Below are 20,933 nucleotides of genomic sequence, written 5' to 3'. Positions count from 1 at the left end.
TTAATGGATCTTTCAACCATACTTGGGATGGTATTAGCTGTTGTTAGTATTTCTGTGGGAGATATTTTAGAGGGTGGTAATCCTTTGCATGTTTTGCACTTAAGTTCGTTTTTGATCGTGGTTCCAACTGCGGCTTTTTGTGCGATGACAGCAACTCATAAAAAATTTGTCAAAGCAGCTTATAAAGAATTAAAACTAGCCTTTAAAGGTGCAGGGGTAAATTTAAGCCAGAGGATAGCTGAACTTGTAGAATACTCTGTTATAGCAAGAAGAGATGGGCTTTTGGCTTTAGAGTCAAAAACTAATGAAATTGATAATGAGTTTTTAAAAGAAACCATGATGATGATGGTTGATGGTAAGAGTGTAGAAGAGATTAAAGAAAGCATGGAAATCCAAATAGAAGAAATGGAAGAGTATTATAAGGAATGTGCGGAATACTGGATCCGTTTTGGTGAAACTTGTCCTACTATGGGACTTGTTGGTGCAGTTATGGGACTTATGCTTGCTTTGCAACTTTTAGATGATCCTCAAGCTATGGCAGCAGGTATTGCAGGGGCATTTACTGCAACAGTAACGGGGATTTTTGGTGCTTATGCTTTATTTGGTCCTTGGGGGCATAAAATCAAAGCAAATGCTCATGAGCTCATTAAAGAAAGGATAGTTATCTCGCATGCTATAGTGAGTATTGCAGAGGGAGCTAACCCTAGAGATTTAGAGGCTAAATTGTTTAACTATCTTGGACAAGGTGAGCCTAGAATTTCTCAATTTGATAAGTAAGAGTTAAAAATGGGAAAAAAACACAAATGTCCAGAATGTCCAGCGGGTGAAAAATGGGCCGTGCCTTATGCAGACTTTTTAAGTTTGCTTTTGGCTCTTTTTATCGCTCTTTGGGCGATTTCTGAAAGTAATCCTGCTAAAACCGAGGCTTTAAAAACTGAATTTGTTAAAATTTTTGAATTTACCGCTTCAAATCCTTTGGAAAAAGAAAGTGAAGTGCATAATAAATACAGTGCACCATCTAATGCAAATGTTGAAGAGCTTGAAAAACTTAAAAAATTGAGTATCACTCAACAAGAAAATATAGAAAAACTAAAAGCGGCATTAGATCAAAGAGAAAATAATATCGTTTTAAATTTACCTGCAAGAGTTGAATTTGCAAGAGCTAGTGTAGAAATAAATTCAGCTGATGTGCAAGATTTTTTAAAGCGTATTAGTGAAGTGTTAAAAAGAATGCCAAAACAAGCTCAAATAGAGCTTAGAGGTTATACTGATGCAAGTGATAAAGATCCTAAAAGAAATTTTGATTTAGCAAGTAAAAGAGCTCAAGTTGTGGCTGATTATTTGATTGCTAGAGGGATTAATCCAGCTCAGCTTATAGTGGTTAGTTTTGGTGAAAATTATCCTTTGAGTGCAAACAAAGAAGATGAGATAAACAATAGAGTTGAATTTTATATTCGCGTAGATTCTTCAGATAATCAAACTAGAAAGTCTGTATTGGATCAAATTAGAACTTTTAAATAACAAATAAGTAAAAAACCTATTTGTTATTTTCTCCACCAAAACGAAGTAGTGCTGAGCCCCAAGTAAAACCACCACCAAAAGCATCAAGTAGTACCAATGAACCTTGTTTTAAACGACCTTGTTCATAAGCATCATTCATTGCCATAGGGATTGAAGCGGCTGAGGTATTGCCATATTTTTGAACAGTAACTACACATTGTTCATCTTTGAAATTTAATTTTTCTTGTACGGCCTTAATAATTCTTAAATTAGCTTGATGAGGTATAAAAAGATCAATTTCTTCACTTTTGATGTTGTTTTTAGCAAGAATGTCAATAACATCATTACTTAGAGTATTTACTGCGATTTTAAATACTTCATTCCCTTTCATTTGCATGGAAAGTGGAGAACAAACACTGCTTTTTTGAGCTCTTTGAGTCATTAATAAATCTCCAAATTCTCCATCACTTGCAGTATGGGTATCTATAATAGGAAAATTATCATCTAATGATACAACTCCAGCCCCAGCCCCATCACCAAATAATACACAAATGCTTCTATCGGTATAATCCATAATAGAGCTAATTTTTTCAGCCCCTATGATTAATACATTTTTTTTAGCACCACTTTCAACCATAGATTTTGCAAGTTCTAAAAGATAAATAAATCCTGAGCATGCGGCAGAAATATCAAAAGCGGTGATATTTTTTAAGCCTAAATTATGAGCGATTTTACATGCAGTTGATGGCATGGTAAAATAATCAGGGCTTAAAGTAGCTACGATGATCGCATCTATATCTTGAGGACTTAAATTAGCTCTTTGTATAGCCTTAATAGCTGCTTTAGTGCCAAGATCGCTTGTGTTTTCATCATCATTTGCTATATGTCTTTGTTCTATACCAGTTCTTCTTAATATCCACTCATTGCTAGTTTGAACCATTCTTTCTAAGTCAAAATTACTCAGAGTTTTTGTAGGAACATAAGAAGCTATACTTTTTAAGGAAGCTTTAGTTGATTTCATAATTAGAAAGTTCTTTTTCTATAGTTTGATTTATATTTGATTGTGTGAAATTTAATGCTTGAAAAATAGCATTTTTTATAGCTTTTGGACCACTTTTACCATGACTGATAATGACACATTCTTTTACGCCCAAAAGTGGAGCTCCACCATATTCTTCATAATCAATATGAGTTTTTAGTTCATTAAAGGCTGGTTTTGCTAAAAGATAGCCTAGTTTTGCTAAAAAAGATTTTTGAATTTCTTGTTTTAGAAGCTTTGTAATAACACTTGCTACACCTTCACCTGTTTTAAGTAAAATATTCCCATTAAATCCATCGCATACTAATACATCTATAGTACCATTAAAGATATCTCTACCTTCGGCATTTCCGACAAAATTTGGAAGTTGTTTTAAGAGTTGATGAGTTTCTTTAGTAAGCTCATTTCCTTTACATTCTTCTTCGCCATTTGATAGTAAAGCAACTCTAGGTTTAGCAATTTTTAAAATCTCTTTAGCATAGGCTTCACCCATAATAGCAAATTGAAATAAATGCTCACTTTTACAATCAACATTTGCTCCAACATCTAGCACAAGTGTTCTTGAATGGATATTTGGCATTAAAGTAGCAATTGCAGGTCTAGCAATATTTGCTAACCTTCCAAGCCTTAATGTAGCTAAACTCATAGTAGCTCCACTATGTCCAGCAGAAACAATGGCTTTTGCTTTTTGATTTCTTACTAAATCTATGGCTTTGTAAATAGTACTATCTTTTCTTTTTAGTGCATCTGTAGAATTTTCATCCATAGCAAATACATCAAAAGCTTCTTCGTATTCTATGTATGAGTTTAATTCTTGAGGTATTAAGGTTTTAAGCTTTTGAGGATCCCCTACCAATATAGCTTTAAATTCACGCTCTTTTAGAGCTTGAATCACACCTTCTATAATAGGTTTTTCCCCAAAATCACCACCCATTGCATCAATAGCAATGCTTGTCATCGTTATTAATATTCCTTAGTTACCGGATTTACGCGGTGAGGCATTTTATAGCTACCATCTTTGTCTTTTATAGGCATAGGTAAGGTAACTTTATAATGAGTTCTGCGTTTTGCTGCGCGAGTTTTACTTACTCTTCTCTTAGGTACTGCCATTTTTTACTCCTTTATTAATTTAAACATTTATTACAATAAAAATAATCACTTAAATAAGATTGTAACTCACTTGTGGCAAGTTCTATTAAATCTATATGAGAGTCAAAAAACTCCATAGTATCACTTAAAGTGTTATTTTCATCTTTAAAAATTCCATCGCTTGCAAAAAGCTCTATATTTTGATCGATTTCAAGCTCCATTTCATCGCCGCATCGATCGCAATTTCTATAAGCAAATCCTTTAAAATTAGCTTTTATTTTTGCTAATTTTGGATTAAGCTTTGTGATAGTTCCTTCAAAAACTATATTATCAAGATCTAGTTTAAAAGGATAAGCCACAGAGCTAAGTTTTGCAAAGGCAATTTTCATTATAAAATTTCAGTTTTTGAAAAGAAAAATTCTATTTCAATTTTTGCATTTTCTAAGCTATCACTTCCATGAACCGCATTTGCATCAATACTATCTGCAAAATCAGCTCTTATAGTACCAGCAGCTGCTTCTTTTGGATTTGTAGCACCCATTAATTCTCTGTTTTTTAATACTGCATTTTTGCCTTCTAAAACAGAAACCACAACCGGACCGCTGATCATAAATTCAACTAAATCTTTAAAAAAAGGTCTGTCTTTGTGTACAGCATAAAATTCTTGCGCTTCTTTTTCTGAAAGCTGTATTTTTTTTGTTGCTGCTATTCTTAGACCATTGCTTTCAAAGCGTGTTAAAATTTGACCAATAACACCTTTTTTTACTGCATCAGGTTTAATAATAGAAAGTGTTTTTTCCAAAATCGTCCCCTTAATTGAATTAAGTTTTATATTTATAAAAGAGCTAATTATACCAAATAATGCTTTAAATTTATATAAAAATTTAGAATTGTTGAAGGGTTTGTAAGTAACTTGAAGTCAAGATACTTACATAAAAAATTTATTAAGCAAATACTGGAGTTGAGCCGTCTCTTAAATCACTACCGATGTTGTCGCGGCTTGGTTGACCACCTACTACATCACTCCACACAATACAGCCATCAGTTGGGCAAGCGCTTGCACAGGCTGGTTGATCATTGTGTCCTACACACTCAACACATTTATCTGCATAAACATAATATCTGTCTTCGCCCTCAGGATTGTTTGCATCATCTACGATTGCGCCTACTGGACATTCATCTATACAAGAACCACATGCTATACAAATATCAGTAATTTTAACTGCCATTTTTTACTCCTTAAATATTAATGTTGAACACAAGATTATCAAAATTGTCTTAATTTTATTCTTAAAATCTATTAATTTTGATAATAAAATTAAATTATGGATAATTTTACACAATTAATAAATTTTTAAATTTACAAATGATATTATTTTGTTACAAATAAAATTTATTAATTAGGAGATAAAAAATGATAGTTACTAAAAAAGCTATTGATTTTACAGCACCAGCTGTATTAGGAAATAACCAAATAGTTGAAGATTTTAATCTTTATAAAAATATAGGACCAAAAGGTGCTGTAGTATTTTTCTATCCAAAAGACTTTACTTTTGTTTGCCCATCTGAAATCATTGCTTTTGATAAAAGATATCAAGATTTTAAAGACAGAGGCATTGAAGTAATCGGCGTATCATGCGATAATGAATTTTCTCACTTTGCATGGAAAAATATGCCAGTAAATCAAGGTGGTATAGGCCAAGTTAAATTTCCTTTAGTAGCTGATTTAACTAAACAAATTGCTAGAAATTTTGATGTTTTATTTGGAGAGGCAGTTGCTTTAAGAGGTTCTTTCTTACTTGATGCTGATGGAACAATCCGCCATGCAGTAATCAATGATTTACCACTTGGAAGAAATATTGATGAGATGATTAGAATGGTTGATACTATGTTGTTTACCAATGAACATGGTGAAGTTTGCCCAGCTGGTTGGAACAAGGGCGATGAAGGTATGAAAGCTGACCCTAAAGGTGTTGCTGATTATCTAAGTAAAAACGAAGGTAAACTATAATTTTATAGCAGTGAAATCTTACTTCACTGCTATTTTTTCGAAAACTTCTACATCTATCACTTTATTTTACATTTTTTAAAAAAATATTTTATTTTTATGAATTTTTAAAATTATTATTATAATTTTTTGATAGAATTATTAATATAATAATAATAAAATTTAAGGAAAATAAATGTTTTTTAAAAATAGTTTTATTAGTGTAAAGAATAAGCTTTCTTATACTACAGGGATTATAGTTGCTTTAGCTTTGTTTATAGTAGCGGCAATGGCTTTTTATTCAAGTAGAGAAAATCTTATTATAAATAGTAAAAATGCAAATAAAGATTATTTGTTAGTAACTACTGCTCAAGTGGAAACTTATATTGAAAGTTATGTTGAAATTCTACTATCTATAAAAAAATATATAGATTCATTACCAAAATACCAGACAGAAAATTTTGATAAATTAGGGGAATATTTTGCTAAGGATTTGAAAGTATTTAAAGATGGTTCAAATACTTTAGCAGTATATCTTGGTTTTCCTGATGGAACCATGCTTGTTAGTGATGCAGAATCAGATAAAAAAGGAATACCTTTTAGAAAAAGAGGTGGTGGTATAAGTCATTATGATGATCCTCAATATAATGCAACCACACGAGATTGGTACAAGGGGGCATTAAAAAATAAAGGTGTTTTTGTAAGTGATGTATATGAAGATTCAGTAACGAAATTTCCTAGTTTTACTTATTCTGTACCTATTGAAAAAAATGGAAAACTTGTAGCTGTTTTGGGTATTGATTTACTTTTAACATCATTACAAAAAACATTTGAAAAATTACCAGGAAGTGTATTTGTTTTTGACAATACTAGTTCAATACCTTTTGCATCTAACGATAAGTCTTTAATATTAAAATCATACCCAAACATCGACGAGATTAAAAATCATCATAAAATAGTAGGTGATTATAAGACTTTTGAATATACTGGGGTAGATAGTGGAGAAAAAAGATTTGGAGTTTGTGCAAATATTAATAATTCAAATGCGCATGTTAGCTATGTAGCGTGTGCAATTCAAAAGCAAGATGATTTAGATAGATTAGTTATTGAAGATGTATTTGATCAAATTATAACATCTATTGTGATTTTGATTTTATCATGTTTTATTGTTTATTTTATTTCATCAAGATTATTATCACCTTTACAAGTTATCCAAACAGGCCTTAACTCATTCTTTGATTTTATCAATCATAAAACCAAAGACTCAGCTATGATTAATGTTAATACAAATGATGAACTAGGTGCTATGGCAAAAGCTATCAATGAAAACATCACTAAAACTAAAAATGCTTTAGAACAAGATGCTAAAGCAGTAGAACAATCAGTTGAAACAGCTAAAGAAATAGAAGCTGGTAATTTAACAGCAAGAATAACAGCTATTCCTGCTAATCCTCAATTAATAGAATTAAAAAATGTATTAAATGATATGCTTAGTGTATTAGAAGAAAAAGTTGGTTCTAATATGAATGAAATTAACCGTGTATTTGATAGCTATAAAGCATTAGACTTTACAACAGAAGTTGCTAATGCTAAAGGTGGGGTTGAAATAACTACTAATGTATTAGGTCAAGAAATAGTAGCTATGCTAAGACAATCTTCTGAATTTGCTAATTTACTTGCAACACAAAGTGGTAAATTACAAAGTGCTGTTAGAGAATTAACAGATTCTTCATCAAGCCAAGCTTCTTCTTTGGAAGAAACAGCTGCTGCTTTAGAAGAGATTACTTCTTCTATGCAAAATGTATCTCATAAAACAAGTGAAGTAATAGCTCAAAGTGAAGAGATTAAAAATGTTACTTCTATAATAGGAGATATAGCTGATCAAATTAATCTACTTGCATTAAATGCTGCTATTGAAGCTGCAAGAGCTGGAGAGCATGGTAGAGGCTTTGCTGTTGTTGCTGATGAAGTTAGAAACCTAGCTGAAAGAACTCAAAAGTCTTTAGGTGAAATAGAAGCTAATACTAATATCTTAGTTCAATCTATTAATGAAATGGGTGAAAGTATTAAAGAACAAACTACAGGTATTACTCAAATTAATGATGCTGTAGCTCAAATTGATCATGTAACTCAAGAAAATCTTAAAATAGCTAAAGATAGTGCTGCAATATCTGAAAATGTAAATAAAATAGCCAATGATATCTTAGAGGATGCTAAGAAGAAGAGGTTTTAGAATTTGAATTAAAACATCTGTAATTTTACAGATGTTTTAGCTATAATTGTGCTTTTTAAAGGTTTATTATGGCTGCTGATGATCAAGAAAAAACAGAAGAACCCACATCCAAGAAAATAGAAGATGCGCGTAAAGAGGGTAATGTCCCAAAAAGTCAAGATGCATCGGCTGTTGCTGTATTGATTGTAGCAGTTGTTGTGGTGCTTTTTACTCTTCCTTTTATGGGAGAAAGAATTAGTGGTCTTTATAGGTTTTATCAAAGCTTTATAGGCATAGAACTTGATTTAAAAATCTTGCAAAAAATTATTATAAAAACCATGATAGAAATGTTTATTATGGTTTTACCTATTACTTTAGTGATTATGATAGCAGGTGTGCTTGGAAATTTAATGCAATTTGGCTTTATATTTACTACCAAGCCCATTACTCCAAATTTTAATAAAATTAATCCTTTAAATGGCCTTAAAAATCTTTTTTCGCTAAAAAAAATCATTGAAGCTTTAAAAATCACTCTTAAAGTTGGAGTGGTTTTTGGTATAGCATTTGTATTTTTATTACAATTTATGCAAGAATTACCAAGAGTAGAGCTTTATACGATATATCCTCAGCTTTTATGGCTTAGAGATAAGGCTATTATTCTAGCTGCTGTTGTAATCATCGCATTTTTGCTTATTGGCTTTTTAGATGTTCTTATAGTAAGGTATCAGTATTTTAAAAATTTACGCATGAGCAAACAAGAAATCAAAGATGAATACAAACAAACCGAAGGGGATCCGCTGGTTAAAAGTAGAATTCGTCGCTTGCAAATGGAAGCAGCAAGGCGTAGAATGGTGCAAGATGTCGCAAGTGCGGATGTTGTTATTACCAACCCTACCCACTATGCGGTTGCTTTGCGTTATGATAGCTCCCAAGAAGCTGCTCCAAAAGTTTTAGCCAAGGGAGTGGATTTTTTAGCTTTGCGTATTAAAGATATGGCATATGAGTACAATGTAATGATTTATGAAAATCCACCTTTAGCAAGAGAGCTTTATAAGGCTTGTGAGGTAAATGATCTTATACCGCCAGAGCTTTTTAAGGCAGTAGCAGAAGTTTTAAGCTTTGTCTATACTTCTAATAGGCAAAAATTTGCTGATAGATTAAAATAAATTTAATTTTTTAATTAAACTTATGATAGTCATAGTTATAGAAAGAGTATAAATACTTAAAAGTGCTATGCGGTGAGATTTGAGATTGATTTTTTCCATGATTTTAATACCAAGATAAACCCCTAGCATAGAGCTAAGCCCCACTAAGCTTCCATTTTGTAAGACTTCTTTATCGATAATATCATTATATACAAAAGAACTAATCCCTGAAATGGAAGCAAAAATCACAAAAAACAAGCTAAGAGGAACTACTTTTTTAGTATCATAGCCTAAAAAATAAGCCAAAATAGGGGTAATTAAAAGCCCACCACCAATCCCTAAAGATATGGCAAAAATTCCTGTAAATATACCACAAATTAGCAAAATAGAATTTTTTAAAATATTAGAGTGGTTGATGTTTCCAATGGTACTTTTTTGATTAAAAGCAAATTTTAAAAAGAATACAATACTCACGCATAAAAAAATACTTGTTAAGGTTATATCTGAAAAATATGCAAGTAAAACCCCGCTAAACATAGCCCCAATAAAACCTCCAAGGCCTATGATAAGACCATCTTTTAAGATTAAATTTTTCTTTTTATAATTTAGATAAGAACCAAAAATAGAAGCAAAAATCATTTGTACAACTGAAATTGCAACAGCATGGTGAGAGCTAAGTCCTAAAGTAAGCATAAATGGAACGATAATCATGCCACCACCTATGCCAAAAACTCCCGAAGCTATACCTGAAAAAATTCCTATAATCATATAAGGAAGTAAAGTTAAATCCATATTCTATACGCTTTAATCAAAAAAATATTGAGTAAATTCTTCACCATATTTTTGTTCTAATATTTCATAAGTGTTGTTAATATTGTTTTTAAATTCTTGCGTTTTCCATGCATTAAATGTTAGAGCATTATTTTCATATAATTCAAAAAAATTTTGTTTTTCTTTTTCATTTAGCTCATCAAGATAAATTTTACCATTCAAAGATTTTTTAAAATACAACATTAAAGCTTCATCTAAATATTTTAAAACCATAAATACAAAAATCATAATTGGTTGTCGCCTAAGAAATTCTGTACTTTGCTTAAAATCAAGAATTAATTGTTGTTTGTGTTGGCTAACTAAAGTACAAGGATGGTTTTTTTCATTTTTATAAAATAGATCAAGAAAAGCACACTCTCGTACACCTAAAAAATCTCCATCAAAATTAACTATAGGAAAATAAGGATAAATTTTACAAATTAAAGGTCTAATACAATGAGGATGACATAGTCCCTTAGAAGAGCATTTAAGAAAATATATCTTTATTTTTTTATTATTATCTAGTGTAAAAATTTTTTCTTTAAAATTTAAAAAAGTTTTTTCTGGATAATTATTTATTAATTGAAATTCTGGTTCTAATAATGGTATGATAACATCTTCTTGATTAAGAAATTTAAAATTATTCGCATGAAAATTTTTACAACAATAACCATCACATGTAGTATAACATTCCTTAAAAAAGACAAATTCTGTTGTTTGCAATTTTTTAAAAAAAATATTTTTTTCACCCATATTAAACTACTTTGTGCATATAATTTCTATCGATTTTATAGTCTGTGTTTGATTGTTAAAAGTTTTTGTTAAATAATCAATTTGTATATCTTTAAATTTGATATTATTTTGCTTTAAAACATTTAAAAATATTTCTTGTGTTATAGGAGTAGGTGCTAAAGTTTTATCATAAAAGTCATTGTTGGTGCTAAAGATATATAATTTTCCATTGTCTTTTAATGCTACATTACAAAATAATAAAATTTTTTGAATACTTACTGTATCATTGCATTCTAAAACACCGCAAGCATAAATTAAATCAAACTTAGAGCGATATTTTTCCATATTTATTTTGGCGATATCTCCACAAAAAACATTGTAGTTTTGAGTTTTTAAGTATTCTATAGCTTCTTGAGAAAAATCTACACCAATAGGATCATATCCTTCTTGTTTTAAGAATTTTAGATTGTTTCCCCAGCCACATCCTATTTCAAGTATATTGATATTTTTTAAATCATTATTTATAAAATTTCTATAAAAAAAACTAATAAAATTTTCATTAGGATATAAGATGCATCTTGAGCGTTCTTTATAAATTTTTTCCCAAAGTTCATTATTCATTTTTATTCCTTGCTAAGTATTATACTTAACTATTCTAAATAAATTTTTATAATAAATTTTTTTCCATTTTTATAAAAAAATGCAGGAAATTCTTCATTATTGGAAATTCTTAAAAGATTAAATTGTTCTTCTATAGTTTTATTAATATCAAGCTCATGATCTTTTGAAGTTCTTTTTGGATAAAAACTTTCTTTGCCTTTTTGGGGAGTCTTTTTTATATTTGAAAAATTTTCTAAAAATTCAAGACATAATTTTATAGTAAAATTTGCTTGTTTATCTCTTAATTCTTCATAAAGTTCTAAGCCATTTAAAACCAATGTTTTTTGTAGATATATATCGCCATTATCTGCTTTTTCATCTGCTTCAAATAAAGTAAAAATAATTTCATTTTTTCCTTCTAAAACTTGATGAAAAAGAGGAGCCCATCCTTTACCTTGTGGTAAATTTGAAGCATGTATGACAATGTTGTTTTTATTTTTGCTTAAAAATTCTTTCGAGATTATTCGGTGGTAGGAAAGTATAAAAACTATATCATAACCACTTATTTGTTCATGCTTGTAAAATACCAAAGAGTTAGGTATTAATTTTTGTAGTTTTTTAATATAGGGTACAAACCATTGATTAGGCGAAGTAAGTAAAGCTATTTTCATTATGCTGCCTTTTTAAGAAAGGTAAAGTTATAAGAAGTATTAAGCTTACCCCCCCCCATAATATCCAAAAATAAAAACATGAGATAAAAATTATTATTTTCTTTGATTATTTTAAATTTATGTTTTAAATATAAATTTAAAGCTTTTGTGTTTTCTTTGAAAACACAAGCATTTAAAGTTTGAACTTTTAAAACATTGAAAGCATAGTTTTTAACTTCTTGCATTAAAAGTTCGCCTACATCTTTTTTTATACCATAGAGTCCAAATTCGCATGAATTGTTAGTTATATTGATAAAATCAATCACGCCTATAGCTTGTTTGCTATCATAAACTAAAAAGTATTTTTTAGTTGTATCTGTTTTTAGGCTAGATAAAAAGCTTAAATGCTCTTTTAAAGTGATATTTTGTGTTTTCATAAATTTAGCAATACTTTCATTATTTCGCCATTTTAAAACGAGCTTGATTTCTTCTTGATTTAAGTGGATAAAATCTTTTAAAACTATCATATAAAACTCTCCACTTCATAGCCTTTTTTAGCTAGCCAAGTTGCAATTTTTTCTTGATTTTTAGCATAAACTATGGCTTTAAAATTTGCTTTTAAAATCAAAGCTTCATTGACTAATGAGCTTGCACTAATGATGAGTTTTTTACTTTCATTCATTAATCTAGCAAGGCTAGGATGGTCAATGAGAATTTGTATATTAGGGTTTTTTTGGCTTAATTTTTGAAGTAAGTTTAGATGAGAATTTGCTTTTGTGGTAGCTATGATGACAGTTTTATTTTTATTTAGTTTATTTGCTATATCAAAGGAAATATTTTTTGGATCGCTTCCCCCTATACAGATAAAATAATCATAAATTTTATCTCTTTTTATCTTGCTTTCTTGATAAAACTCATCGCGTATTAGAGCATAGGAAAAGCCACATCTTAATTCACAATATTTTGGTACTAAATTTTCATAATCACTTTCTTTAGCATAAGCATTGACATTAAGTAAAATATCGCAAAAATGTTCTTTTATCTCATCATCAAAGCTAAGAATTTTAATTCCTGTTTCTAATTTAATGAGTTTTTCATCATTTGCAGTAATCTCATAATGATCAATGATTAAAAGATCAAATTTTTCCTTTTTGATGAGATTGATGAGTTCATATATGCTAGCACTTGTTAGCTCATAAACAGGATAAGGAATTTCATCTATTAAAGAGCCTTTTAGTGGTAAACAAGCAAAAGATACATCTTGGTATTGTTTAGCTAGCAAAAGATCTCTTTTAATGTGTCCGTGTCCTATAGCGCTAGAACTATCGCTTCTAAAAAGAACTTTCAAATTTTGCCTTTGTTGAATTGATAAAGTATTTTAGCAAATTCTAAGTCCTCAAAGGTGTCAATATCGCAAATTTTATTCCTTGGAAGTAAAAAGGCTTTAGAATGAGGTTTAAACATAAAATCTTCTTCTAGCCATGCTTCTTTTTTACCAAAGTAAAATGCACCACCATCGTGATAAGCTTTAATAAGATCTTGTGAACGTTTATGATAATTTGACTCATCAAACATATAAACTTTGTTTTGTTCATCAAGGTAAAAACCTCTTTGTATAGGGTATTCAAATTCACAAGCTGAAAATAAAAATTTGCACTCATCTTGAATAAATTGCTTAAAAGCTTTTTGTAAGATAAACTCATCTATAAGTGGTGCAGTAGCATATAAACAACATACATTTTCATAGATTTTATCTTGCATTTTTAGGGTAATGATAGCATCTTGGATTACAGCAGTTGAGCTTGTATAATCATCACTTAATTCTTTTTTGCGCACAAAAGGAGCTTTTGCGCCATATTTTAAAGCTACTTCGATGATTTCATCATCATCACTTGAGATAATCACATCATCAAAAATGCCTGAATTTAAAGCACTTTCTACGCTATAAGCAATCAAAGGTTTTCCTAAAAAATCAATGATATTTTTTCTAGGAATGCGTTTAGAACCACCACGCGCTGGTATAATACAAAGATTTTTCATGATTTTTCAAGAGTCAAAATGTTTAATTCAAAGAGACTCTCCACCTCCGTCTATAATGATTTCTTGCCCAGTAATCCAAGATGAAGCATTGCTCAAAAGAAAACATACTAAAGGGGAGATATTTTCAACTTTTCCTATTCCTAATGGGTAAGAATTTTCAAAAGGTTCGCTATCGAAACCAATTTCTGTTAATGGAGTTTTTATAAATCCTGGTAGTATTGAATTTATTCTATATTTTGGAGCTATTTCTAATGCTATAGATTTGACTGCTGCATTTATAGCTGCTTTACTTGCACCATAGGAGCTTAATCCTTTTCCTGGAGTTTTGCTAGCAGTAGAGCTAATCCAAATAAAACTTGCCTCATCTTTTGTTTTTGCTTTTTTGTTTATTAAACCTTTTAAAATTTGTAGATTTCCAAAATAGTTTATATTAAAAATTTCTTTTGCACTATCAGTATAATAAGGAGAGTTAATTCCTAGAGGTTGTGCAATACCCGCAGCTAAAACCGCTCCGTCAAAACCTTCATATTCTTTTGCAAGTTCTAGTGTCCATTTATCAATATTTTCAAAATTTGATAAATCTTTTGAAATTATAATGAAATCATCAGGATTTTTAGCTTGTTTTTTTTGACTTAAAAGCTTATTTTTATCTCTACCGATAGCTATGATTTTAGCGCCAAGCTTATTTAGGGTTAAGGATATATGAGCTCCTATACCACTACTAGCACCTGTAATTATAAAACTTTTATTTTTAAATAGATTTTCTTTAAATATCATCAAAATTCCAATTTTTCACTAGGAATTAATGCAATTAAATCTGAAATACTTTGACAAGATTTAAGTTTTTTTCCTTCTACAAAAATATTAAATTCTTGATCATAAAAAACTGTAAGTGATAATAAAGCCAAGCTATCATATTCTTCAATGTTTTTTAATAACATATTCTCTTCTAAAGCATAATCAACTTGTAATAATTCTTCTAATTTTTTTAAAAAAATTTGTTTTGTCATCGTGTTTCCTTTTTAAATACTTGAGTTTCTTTACACCAAAAATTCTCATCAAGTGTAATTATAGCATTGGCCCAACTAAGCCCTGCGCCAAACCCGCACAAGGCAGTATTTATTTTATGATTTAGTTTATTCTGATGAGTGTTTAATGTGTCGCAAATTGCTGCAGGAATTGAAGCAGAGGCTAAATTTCCATATTTATACATAGTATCACTAGGAGTTTTTTTAGAATCTAATCCCAGTCTTTTTATAATAAGATCCACTATGCTTTTATTGGCTTGATGAAAAAAAATATAATCTAATTGCTCTTTATTGAAATTAGAAAATTTTAATAAACTATTAAAGCTTTCTGGCTCTTTGCTTATTGCAAAATTAAAAATTTCTAATCCATCCATAAAAAAGTCTTTAATAGGAGTGTTTTCCCATCCATTTTCTTCAAATTCATCACTTGTAGGTGTTTTATATGCACCAAAAGGTGTAAATAAAAATGGCACACCCTTGCCATCATTATTGATTTCAAAAAAACTTTTACTTGAAATTGTAGTATATTCTAAAATGCTAACGCTAACACCATGACCTATTAGCTCGTTAGTATTAAGTCCTTTATTAACGGTATTTCCACAAATAAATAATATTTTTTTACAACTTTGATTTTCTAGCATATTAAAAGCAACATAAAGACCATATAAATATCCAGCACATGATTGATTGATATCAAAAGCGATTGTAGATTGAGGCAAATCAAGCTTACCATGAATATAGCATGCAGTTGCAGGCATAAGAAAATCAGGTGTTTGCGTTGTAACAATAATGCCATCTATGGTATTTTTATCTAGTTTATATTCATTAAAAAGTATATTACAAGCATATATTGCTAAATCACTTACAGAAGTTTGCTCATCAACCAAATATCGATACTGTATCCCCGTAGATTGTTTAATTTTATTTAGTTTTTTAATATTTCCTTGATATTTTGTGTGTAATTCATCATCTATGTTAATTTTGTTATCAGGAACTACCGAAATCATTGCTGATATTTTAACATTATTGAATACACATTGCATTTTTATTCTCTTGTTTTAATAAAGCCTTTTCATTTTTTGCTAAAACCTTAGTTCCTGTTTCAAAAAATCTTTTAATGTCGATTATTGATATTTCAGCATTTGCAAAATTTTCACTTTGAATATTATTATCTTGTACTAGCATTTTTAAAACTGATTCGATGGTTGTTTCAGAATTTATATCTAAATGTCTGCAATAATACATAATATCTTTATTTGTTTTATTTCCATTTTCATCTATAATTTCACCACTAAAATTTTTATAAAACCTATAAGAAACTTTCATATGCTCTTCTATATAGTGTATATAGGAATGATCAACATATCTCCCGCCAAATAAAACTAATTTTGCATTTTGTTGAGTTAATACATCAAATACACTATTTTTTCCAAAGCAACTATCTGTATCCTTTAAAAATAATTTTTCTTTTGCACCTTTAACTGCAAAAGAAAATAAAGGATCATTGGTGCGTTTAACCCCAGGAAGTTTTCTAAAGAATTCATTTAAAACACCAATTCTTGTTTTTGAGTTTAACTTATCATAAACTTTGTTATCACAAAAACTATAGGTAAAAGTTGGCATTATTAGCGTACCTTCGTTTCCTATTATTTCAAAAAAACAATCTATAATATTTTTTTGAAGATCGTGAAGGTTAATCATTGGGATCCCAAAATTAAAAATTTCACTATGGATATATAATATATCTCCTTTTTTTATGCCAAGATTTTGTAAAGTTAGTTTTAAATCATCTGTTGTAAAAATATGATTTTGGGTTTTAAAAAGATGAGTCACGGTTTATGCCTTCTCTTATCATATATTGGATACTTTCAAAGTCTTCAAATGCTTCAGGTTTTACAAAGTTAGATTGTATTGGTTTATTGTAGTATTTTTCTATTTCACTAACTAAAGAAATGACATCCATGCTATCTATAGTCCCACTACTAAGAAGATGCTTTGAGTTTTTATTTACATCAGATCTTCCAATATTGTTAAAAAATTCTTGAATTGTATCCATTAATATTTCCTGTGTTATTTTAAATTTATATATTGCATTATACTTTCTATAGAAGTTAATTTTTCCACATCTTCCATAGGAATTTCAATATTATATTTTTCTTGTAAGTTCAAGAAAAGGTTTGCCATATCTAAAGAGTCTATTCCTTGATCTTTTAAAGGCTTGTTTATTTCTAGAGTGTTTATATCAACTAAAACACCAACTTCTTTTAATATTTCTAAAATATCCTTAGCTTCAATTTTCATTTTTTTCCTTGCAATATCGCACTAGCCCAAGAAAGACCTGTGCCAAATCCTGAAATCAGTATATTATTATAGCACTTTTCTTTTTTAAATTCATTTTCTAATAAAATTGGTATTGAAGAAGAAACGGTATTGCCATAAAAATTTGCGTCAAATGGAACTTTTTCTTCATCTAATTTTAATCGCTGTCTAAGAGTGTCAACTATATATTTACTACCTTGATGAAAAATAAAACGATCTACATTGTTAAGATTTATTTGCTCTTCTTGTAAAAAATCCATTATATGTTTTGGTATAGTAGTAGCACTAAATTCAAACACTCCGCGTCCATTCATACTCAAAATATCTTTTTTGCATAAAATACTTTCAAATTTGCTTCCATCGGTTCCAAATTTAAATGCTATAGGAGTATATATAAAATCTTTACTAATATAAGTAACACTTGCTCCATCGCCAAACAATAAGGAAGTATTTTTATCATTATCATCTATAATTTTTCTATAAGGATCGCAGGTAAATAGCAAGCCATGCTTTAAATTGTTATTTTGCATAAAAGAAAGTATAATGGAAAGTCCATATACATAACCACTACATCCAAGTCCTACATCAAAACAAGCGCAATTTTTGGAAAGATTTAATTTGTTATGTAAAATTGCTGAAGTATGTGGAATTTTTACATCGGGGTTTTGTGAAATTAAAATCAAGCAATCAATATTAGATAAATCAATTTTGTGTTTTATTTTTTCAAATGCCTTTAAACATAAGGTAGAGGTTTTTTCATCATCTGAGCTTTTGCTAAGACTTTGAAAGCCTATTTTTTCTTTAATAAACTCATCATTGATATCAAAATCTGTTTTTCTATCAAAATTAGAAATTTTATCAGAACAAATATAAGTTCCTATATCAGAAATACCTAGCATTAACATACCTTTATTTTAAACTAAAATAAATAAATCCCATAAATTTATCATTAAAATAAATTTCACTTTTTACAATTAAAAAATTAAAATTGCTTTTAAAAACAATCTTAATAGGATAAGATTTTTCTAATGGAATGTTTTGGAATTGCAATTTTGAAAAATACCATTTTCCTTTAGCTTGAGGAAAAATATTATTTAGCAAATGCTTATTCAAAGCGACAATTTCTTCTATATAAGTAAAGTTGCTAGTATTATTTAAAATAATACTTTTTTCATCATGGTTGATAGTGGCATCTTTTGTGATGTTTTCTTCTGGATAAGGTTTAGAAAGTGTTGGTTTAGAAAGTGGATTATCGATTCCATAAAGGTAATGTGTCATGGAATCTTTTGCTATAAAATGACAAATAAATCTCAGATCTTTTAAATCATCGGGTTTGGTATCGGTTAAAGTTAAATTATTATAAGCAATATTGTGAAAAGAAATTTCAAAATTTGAAATAATATCATCTTTGTATATAGATAATAATGTATTATAAATATTTGTTCCATGTATATAATTACGATTTTCTTTAAAATTAAATTCTAGTTTTTTTATCATATCTTTTCCATTTTAAAATATAAAAGGTTTTATTTTTGGTTCTTCGCTCATCCAGGCATAAATGTTTTGTTGGAGATATTCTATGCAAGAATTGTAAAAATCTTTATAATTATAAATATAAATGGCATTTTTCCCTAAAGAAAATTCTTTGATTATGGCTTTTTTTCTTGCAAAAAGTAGTTAAAAAAATTAATATTAAGATTTCTTTTGTAGTTTTCCTCGTAGTATTCTTTATATAATACATGAAGATAAAATTTTTTATAAGTAATTTCATCATTTAACTGTATGGGATGATTAAATTCTTTGATATATCTATAAGGAACATGCATATTAAATTCTGCATGATGAACTATGGAGCAAGTCATATTTGGCTTCATACCCATACTTATCATTAAAATATTATCATATTTAAGCATATTATCATATGGGCTTTGCAAGCCATATGCAAAAGGAATTTGACAATCGCAAATCTTTGCATTTTTACCAAATGCTGTATAGGAAGCAAAAGGATGTAAACTTCTTATGCTACCATCAAGATTTAATAAATAATTACCAAAAGCACCTAAATTTGCCCATGTATAACGATGAAATGGAATATCTGTATTGCAAATTTGAAAACTCATAGTTTGAGTCATTATGGTGCTTTTTTCATTGCTAGCTTGCATGATGCTTTCTATGATTAAATCAAGTAAATCCTTTTTGTTATTTGAGTTGAAGCGTCCAAAATTTGCTAAATTCCCAGCAATAAATACTACTTCATGTTCAGGATTAATATTTTGAGTTAATATGTTTTTTAAATCTAGTAATTTATAATCCACATATAATCCTTATCTTAAAAAATTTTTCCAAAAATCAACAAAAATATAATTAGATAATATAAAACCCAAAGGGAGGTTAATCATAACACCTAGGCTAAAAGCTATTAGAGGTTTGTATCCTAGTAATAAAATTTGTTTAATATTTGCACTTAAACCTATACATAAAAAAGTCCAAGTAAAAATCCAATTTCTAAAATTTTTTATACTCGATAAAACTTCATTTTGATAAATTTTACCATGATCTTGCAAAGAAATTATAAAAAATGTAGTAAAAATAGACATAAATATAAAACCTGCTATAAAAATAGGAAATCTTTGCCATATTAGTTTTATATTGGTTTTTTTGTTATTTTTCTTTTCCCAAAAAGTTATAGAAAGAAAAGCCACCAAAACAGTCCAAATACCAATAAACATATCACGGCCCAGCACTTTTATTAGAGTAAAAGCTGCTATAGCTCTTTCATCTCCTATGGCTGATGCAGCAGCTATTCCCGCTGCATCAGCAAATTCTGATGTGCCTATCCATGCTCCAGCAACTCCGGGATCTAAATTTAAAATTTTGCATAAAAATGGTAAAAATAGTATCATTAATATTGCCCAAAATACTACTATGCTAATTGTGATTGAAATATGTTCCTGCTTAGCTTTTGCAGCATTTCCTATAACTATGGCAGCACTTACTCCGCATATAGATCCTCCTCCACCTAATGTTACTCCAAATCTAGGATCAAGTTTAAAAAATTTAGTAGCAATAAAAAATATAGAGAAAAAAGTGATGATTGTGATTATACAAGCTTGTATAATCGCTATAGAGCCTGCTTGTATGATTAAAGTTAGTGGCAAGGTGGCTCCCATGAGTATAATGCCTATTTTGACATAAAATTCTGTAGTTAAGGTGTCTTTAAACCATTTGGGAATATGAAAGATGTTTCCTATTAAAAGTCCTATAATTAAGGCTATTAGTGGTGTTTCTAATTGCCAAGTTTTAGCAAATTCGTGAGTACTAACAAAGTTGGTTAAAATAGAAAGTATAAAAATAATACTGAAGTTTGTGAGGTATTTTTTAATATCATATTTCATAAAAACAAAAGCAAAAGTAAAACACATAGCAAAAAATATATAAAACAATATAATATTAAAAATGCTAAAATAGGATGTTTTTTCAAAGATATTATCAAAATTCCAAGATGTAAATTTAATATCTATAAACTTATAAATAAAATTTAAGTCAAACATCCACAATATAGATATTATAGCTATAATAAAAGAACTTATGAAAATTGCTTGAATATCTTCTTTTTTAAACCATTCCACTTAAAACCTTTTTTATACTTTGATGTAAAAATATAAGTGTTATATTAGACAATTAAGTATTTTGATCTATTTTATAATATTCTTTAAGATAAAAAGTATATAGAAATTTCAATTTTTTATCAAATAAAAAATAAAATAAATATTTAATCTTCT

Annotated in this window: 28 protein-coding genes and 1 pseudogene; 6 read left to right on the top strand and 23 right to left on the bottom strand. The window is 28.9% G+C overall.

What is annotated here, in order from left to right:
- Positions 1-3 precede the first annotated feature (3 nt).
- Together motA and motB are read left to right on the top strand one after the other, a co-directional pair.
- On the top strand, positions 4-777 hold the full coding sequence (gene motA, locus CLLT_RS06700) for a flagellar motor stator protein MotA (protein ID WP_012662038.1): 774 nt from the start codon (positions 4-6) through the stop codon (positions 775-777).
- 9 nt (positions 778-786) lie between these two features.
- Positions 787-1,521, top strand: coding sequence for a flagellar motor protein MotB (gene motB / locus CLLT_RS06695; protein ID WP_012662037.1), 735 nt, complete (start codon positions 787-789; stop codon positions 1,519-1,521).
- A gap of 16 nt (positions 1,522-1,537) precedes the next feature.
- Here motB and CLLT_RS06690 read toward each other — a convergent pair whose 3' ends face one another.
- The 6 genes from CLLT_RS06690 to CLLT_RS06665 form a co-directional block, all read right to left on the bottom strand.
- Positions 1,538-2,521: a beta-ketoacyl-ACP synthase III gene (locus CLLT_RS06690; protein WP_012662036.1), complete on the bottom strand. Its 984-nt coding sequence runs from the start codon at positions 2,519-2,521 to the stop codon at positions 1,538-1,540.
- Positions 2,508-3,497, bottom strand: coding sequence for a phosphate acyltransferase PlsX (gene plsX / locus CLLT_RS06685; protein WP_012662035.1), 990 nt, complete (start codon positions 3,495-3,497; stop codon positions 2,508-2,510). Before plsX ends, CLLT_RS06690 begins: the two co-directional genes overlap by 14 nt.
- A 5-nt stretch (positions 3,498-3,502) precedes the next feature.
- Complete coding sequence (gene rpmF / locus CLLT_RS06680) at positions 3,503-3,649, bottom strand: 50S ribosomal protein L32 (RefSeq protein WP_012662034.1); 147 nt, start codon at positions 3,647-3,649, stop codon at positions 3,503-3,505.
- Positions 3,650-3,663: 14 nt separating this feature from the next.
- Complete coding sequence (locus tag CLLT_RS06675; protein ID WP_012662033.1) at positions 3,664-4,017, bottom strand: DUF177 domain-containing protein; 354 nt, start codon at positions 4,015-4,017, stop codon at positions 3,664-3,666.
- Positions 4,017-4,430: a nucleoside-diphosphate kinase gene (gene ndk, locus CLLT_RS06670; protein ID WP_012662032.1), complete on the bottom strand. Its 414-nt coding sequence runs from the start codon at positions 4,428-4,430 to the stop codon at positions 4,017-4,019. The genes CLLT_RS06675 and ndk overlap by 1 nt, the downstream gene beginning before the upstream one ends.
- Positions 4,431-4,572: 142 nt before the next feature.
- Entirely contained in the window at positions 4,573-4,857 is a 285-nt protein-coding gene (locus tag CLLT_RS06665; RefSeq protein ID WP_012662031.1) for a DUF362 domain-containing protein, read from the bottom strand.
- Positions 4,858-5,042: 185 nt separating this feature from the next.
- Between CLLT_RS06665 and CLLT_RS06660 the strand changes: the two genes are divergently transcribed.
- The 4 genes and pseudogenes from CLLT_RS06660 (at position 5,043) to flhB (ending at position 8,993) form a co-directional block, all read left to right on the top strand.
- The gene (locus CLLT_RS06660) at positions 5,043-5,639 is read left to right on the top strand and encodes a peroxiredoxin (RefSeq protein WP_012662030.1); all 597 of its coding nucleotides are present in this window, start codon (positions 5,043-5,045) and stop codon (positions 5,637-5,639) included.
- Positions 5,640-5,811: 172 nt separating this feature from the next.
- Positions 5,812-6,429 (top strand): annotated as a pseudogene (locus CLLT_RS08075) (cache domain-containing protein); the annotation flags it as partial.
- 456 nt (positions 6,430-6,885) lie between these two features.
- The gene (locus CLLT_RS08070) at positions 6,886-7,848 is read left to right on the top strand and encodes a methyl-accepting chemotaxis protein (RefSeq protein ID WP_370510400.1); all 963 of its coding nucleotides are present in this window, start codon (positions 6,886-6,888) and stop codon (positions 7,846-7,848) included.
- 68 nt (positions 7,849-7,916) lie between these two features.
- Complete coding sequence (gene flhB / locus CLLT_RS06650; RefSeq protein WP_074692903.1) at positions 7,917-8,993, top strand: flagellar biosynthesis protein FlhB; 1,077 nt, start codon at positions 7,917-7,919, stop codon at positions 8,991-8,993.
- Here the strand turns inward: flhB and CLLT_RS06645 are convergent.
- From CLLT_RS06645 to CLLT_RS06565, 17 genes are all read right to left on the bottom strand, one after another.
- Positions 8,985-9,764, bottom strand: coding sequence for a sulfite exporter TauE/SafE family protein (locus tag CLLT_RS06645; protein ID WP_074692901.1), 780 nt, complete (start codon positions 9,762-9,764; stop codon positions 8,985-8,987). The two genes, flhB and CLLT_RS06645, sit on opposite strands and share 9 nt — an antisense overlap.
- 12 nt (positions 9,765-9,776) lie before the next feature.
- Positions 9,777-10,535, bottom strand: coding sequence for a hypothetical protein (locus CLLT_RS06640; protein WP_074692899.1), 759 nt, complete (start codon positions 10,533-10,535; stop codon positions 9,777-9,779).
- Positions 10,536-10,541: 6 nt separating this feature from the next.
- Positions 10,542-11,135 carry a class I SAM-dependent methyltransferase gene (locus tag CLLT_RS06635; RefSeq protein ID WP_074692897.1) on the bottom strand — a complete coding sequence of 198 codons (594 nt, stop codon included), beginning with the start codon at positions 11,133-11,135 and terminating at the stop codon, positions 10,542-10,544.
- A 29-nt stretch (positions 11,136-11,164) separates the two neighbouring features.
- The gene (locus tag CLLT_RS06630) at positions 11,165-11,785 is read right to left on the bottom strand and encodes a formyltransferase family protein (protein WP_074692896.1); all 621 of its coding nucleotides are present in this window, start codon (positions 11,783-11,785) and stop codon (positions 11,165-11,167) included.
- Positions 11,785-12,291, bottom strand: a complete 507-nt coding sequence (gene pseH, locus CLLT_RS06625; RefSeq protein WP_074692894.1) for a UDP-4-amino-4,6-dideoxy-N-acetyl-beta-L-altrosamine N-acetyltransferase — start codon at positions 12,289-12,291, stop codon at positions 11,785-11,787. The genes CLLT_RS06630 and pseH overlap by 1 nt, the downstream gene beginning before the upstream one ends.
- Positions 12,288-13,112 carry a UDP-2,4-diacetamido-2,4,6-trideoxy-beta-L-altropyranose hydrolase gene (pseG, locus tag CLLT_RS06620; RefSeq protein WP_074692893.1) on the bottom strand — a complete coding sequence of 275 codons (825 nt, stop codon included), beginning with the start codon at positions 13,110-13,112 and terminating at the stop codon, positions 12,288-12,290. Before pseG ends, pseH begins: the two co-directional genes overlap by 4 nt.
- The gene (pseF, locus tag CLLT_RS06615) at positions 13,109-13,804 is read right to left on the bottom strand and encodes a pseudaminic acid cytidylyltransferase (protein ID WP_074692891.1); all 696 of its coding nucleotides are present in this window, start codon (positions 13,802-13,804) and stop codon (positions 13,109-13,111) included. The genes pseG and pseF overlap by 4 nt, the downstream gene beginning before the upstream one ends.
- Positions 13,805-13,831: 27 nt before the next feature.
- Positions 13,832-14,581, bottom strand: a complete 750-nt coding sequence (locus CLLT_RS06610; RefSeq protein WP_234944987.1) for an SDR family NAD(P)-dependent oxidoreductase — start codon at positions 14,579-14,581, stop codon at positions 13,832-13,834.
- Positions 14,581-14,814 (bottom strand): hypothetical protein, encoded by a 234-nt coding sequence (locus tag CLLT_RS06605; protein ID WP_074692889.1) that lies wholly within the window; start codon positions 14,812-14,814, stop codon positions 14,581-14,583. Before CLLT_RS06605 ends, CLLT_RS06610 begins: the two co-directional genes overlap by 1 nt.
- Positions 14,811-15,875 carry a 3-oxoacyl-[acyl-carrier-protein] synthase III C-terminal domain-containing protein gene (locus tag CLLT_RS06600; protein ID WP_074692887.1) on the bottom strand — a complete coding sequence of 355 codons (1,065 nt, stop codon included), beginning with the start codon at positions 15,873-15,875 and terminating at the stop codon, positions 14,811-14,813. Before CLLT_RS06600 ends, CLLT_RS06605 begins: the two co-directional genes overlap by 4 nt.
- A complete protein-coding gene (locus CLLT_RS06595; protein ID WP_081352045.1) occupies positions 15,856-16,665 on the bottom strand; it encodes an AAC(3) family N-acetyltransferase in 810 nt (269 codons plus the stop codon). Before CLLT_RS06595 ends, CLLT_RS06600 begins: the two co-directional genes overlap by 20 nt.
- On the bottom strand, positions 16,649-16,888 hold the full coding sequence (locus tag CLLT_RS06590; RefSeq protein ID WP_074692885.1) for an acyl carrier protein: 240 nt from the start codon (positions 16,886-16,888) through the stop codon (positions 16,649-16,651). The genes CLLT_RS06595 and CLLT_RS06590 overlap by 17 nt, the downstream gene beginning before the upstream one ends.
- A 14-nt stretch (positions 16,889-16,902) precedes the next feature.
- On the bottom strand, positions 16,903-17,133 hold the full coding sequence (locus CLLT_RS06585; RefSeq protein WP_081352044.1) for an acyl carrier protein: 231 nt from the start codon (positions 17,131-17,133) through the stop codon (positions 16,903-16,905).
- Positions 17,130-18,050, bottom strand: a complete 921-nt coding sequence (locus tag CLLT_RS06580; protein ID WP_074692884.1) for a ketoacyl-ACP synthase III — start codon at positions 18,048-18,050, stop codon at positions 17,130-17,132. Before CLLT_RS06580 ends, CLLT_RS06585 begins: the two co-directional genes overlap by 4 nt.
- Positions 18,051-18,060: 10 nt before the next feature.
- On the bottom strand, positions 18,061-18,648 hold the full coding sequence (locus CLLT_RS06575) for a hypothetical protein (protein WP_074692883.1): 588 nt from the start codon (positions 18,646-18,648) through the stop codon (positions 18,061-18,063).
- Positions 18,649-18,800: 152 nt separating this feature from the next.
- Positions 18,801-19,466: an AAC(3) family N-acetyltransferase gene (locus CLLT_RS06570; RefSeq protein WP_074692882.1), complete on the bottom strand. Its 666-nt coding sequence runs from the start codon at positions 19,464-19,466 to the stop codon at positions 18,801-18,803.
- Between the two features lie 9 nt (positions 19,467-19,475).
- Positions 19,476-20,780 (bottom strand): YeiH family protein, encoded by a 1,305-nt coding sequence (locus tag CLLT_RS06565; RefSeq protein ID WP_074692880.1) that lies wholly within the window; start codon positions 20,778-20,780, stop codon positions 19,476-19,478.
- Positions 20,781-20,933: the final 153 nt, after the last annotated feature.

The sequence above is a fragment of the Campylobacter lari subsp. lari genome, assembly GCF_013372185.1.
In the GTDB taxonomy this organism is placed as follows: Bacteria; Campylobacterota; Campylobacteria; order Campylobacterales; family Campylobacteraceae; genus Campylobacter_D; species Campylobacter_D lari.
The sequence above is the reverse complement of the archived record's forward strand: the minus strand, read 5'-3'. Positions and strand labels throughout refer to the sequence as shown.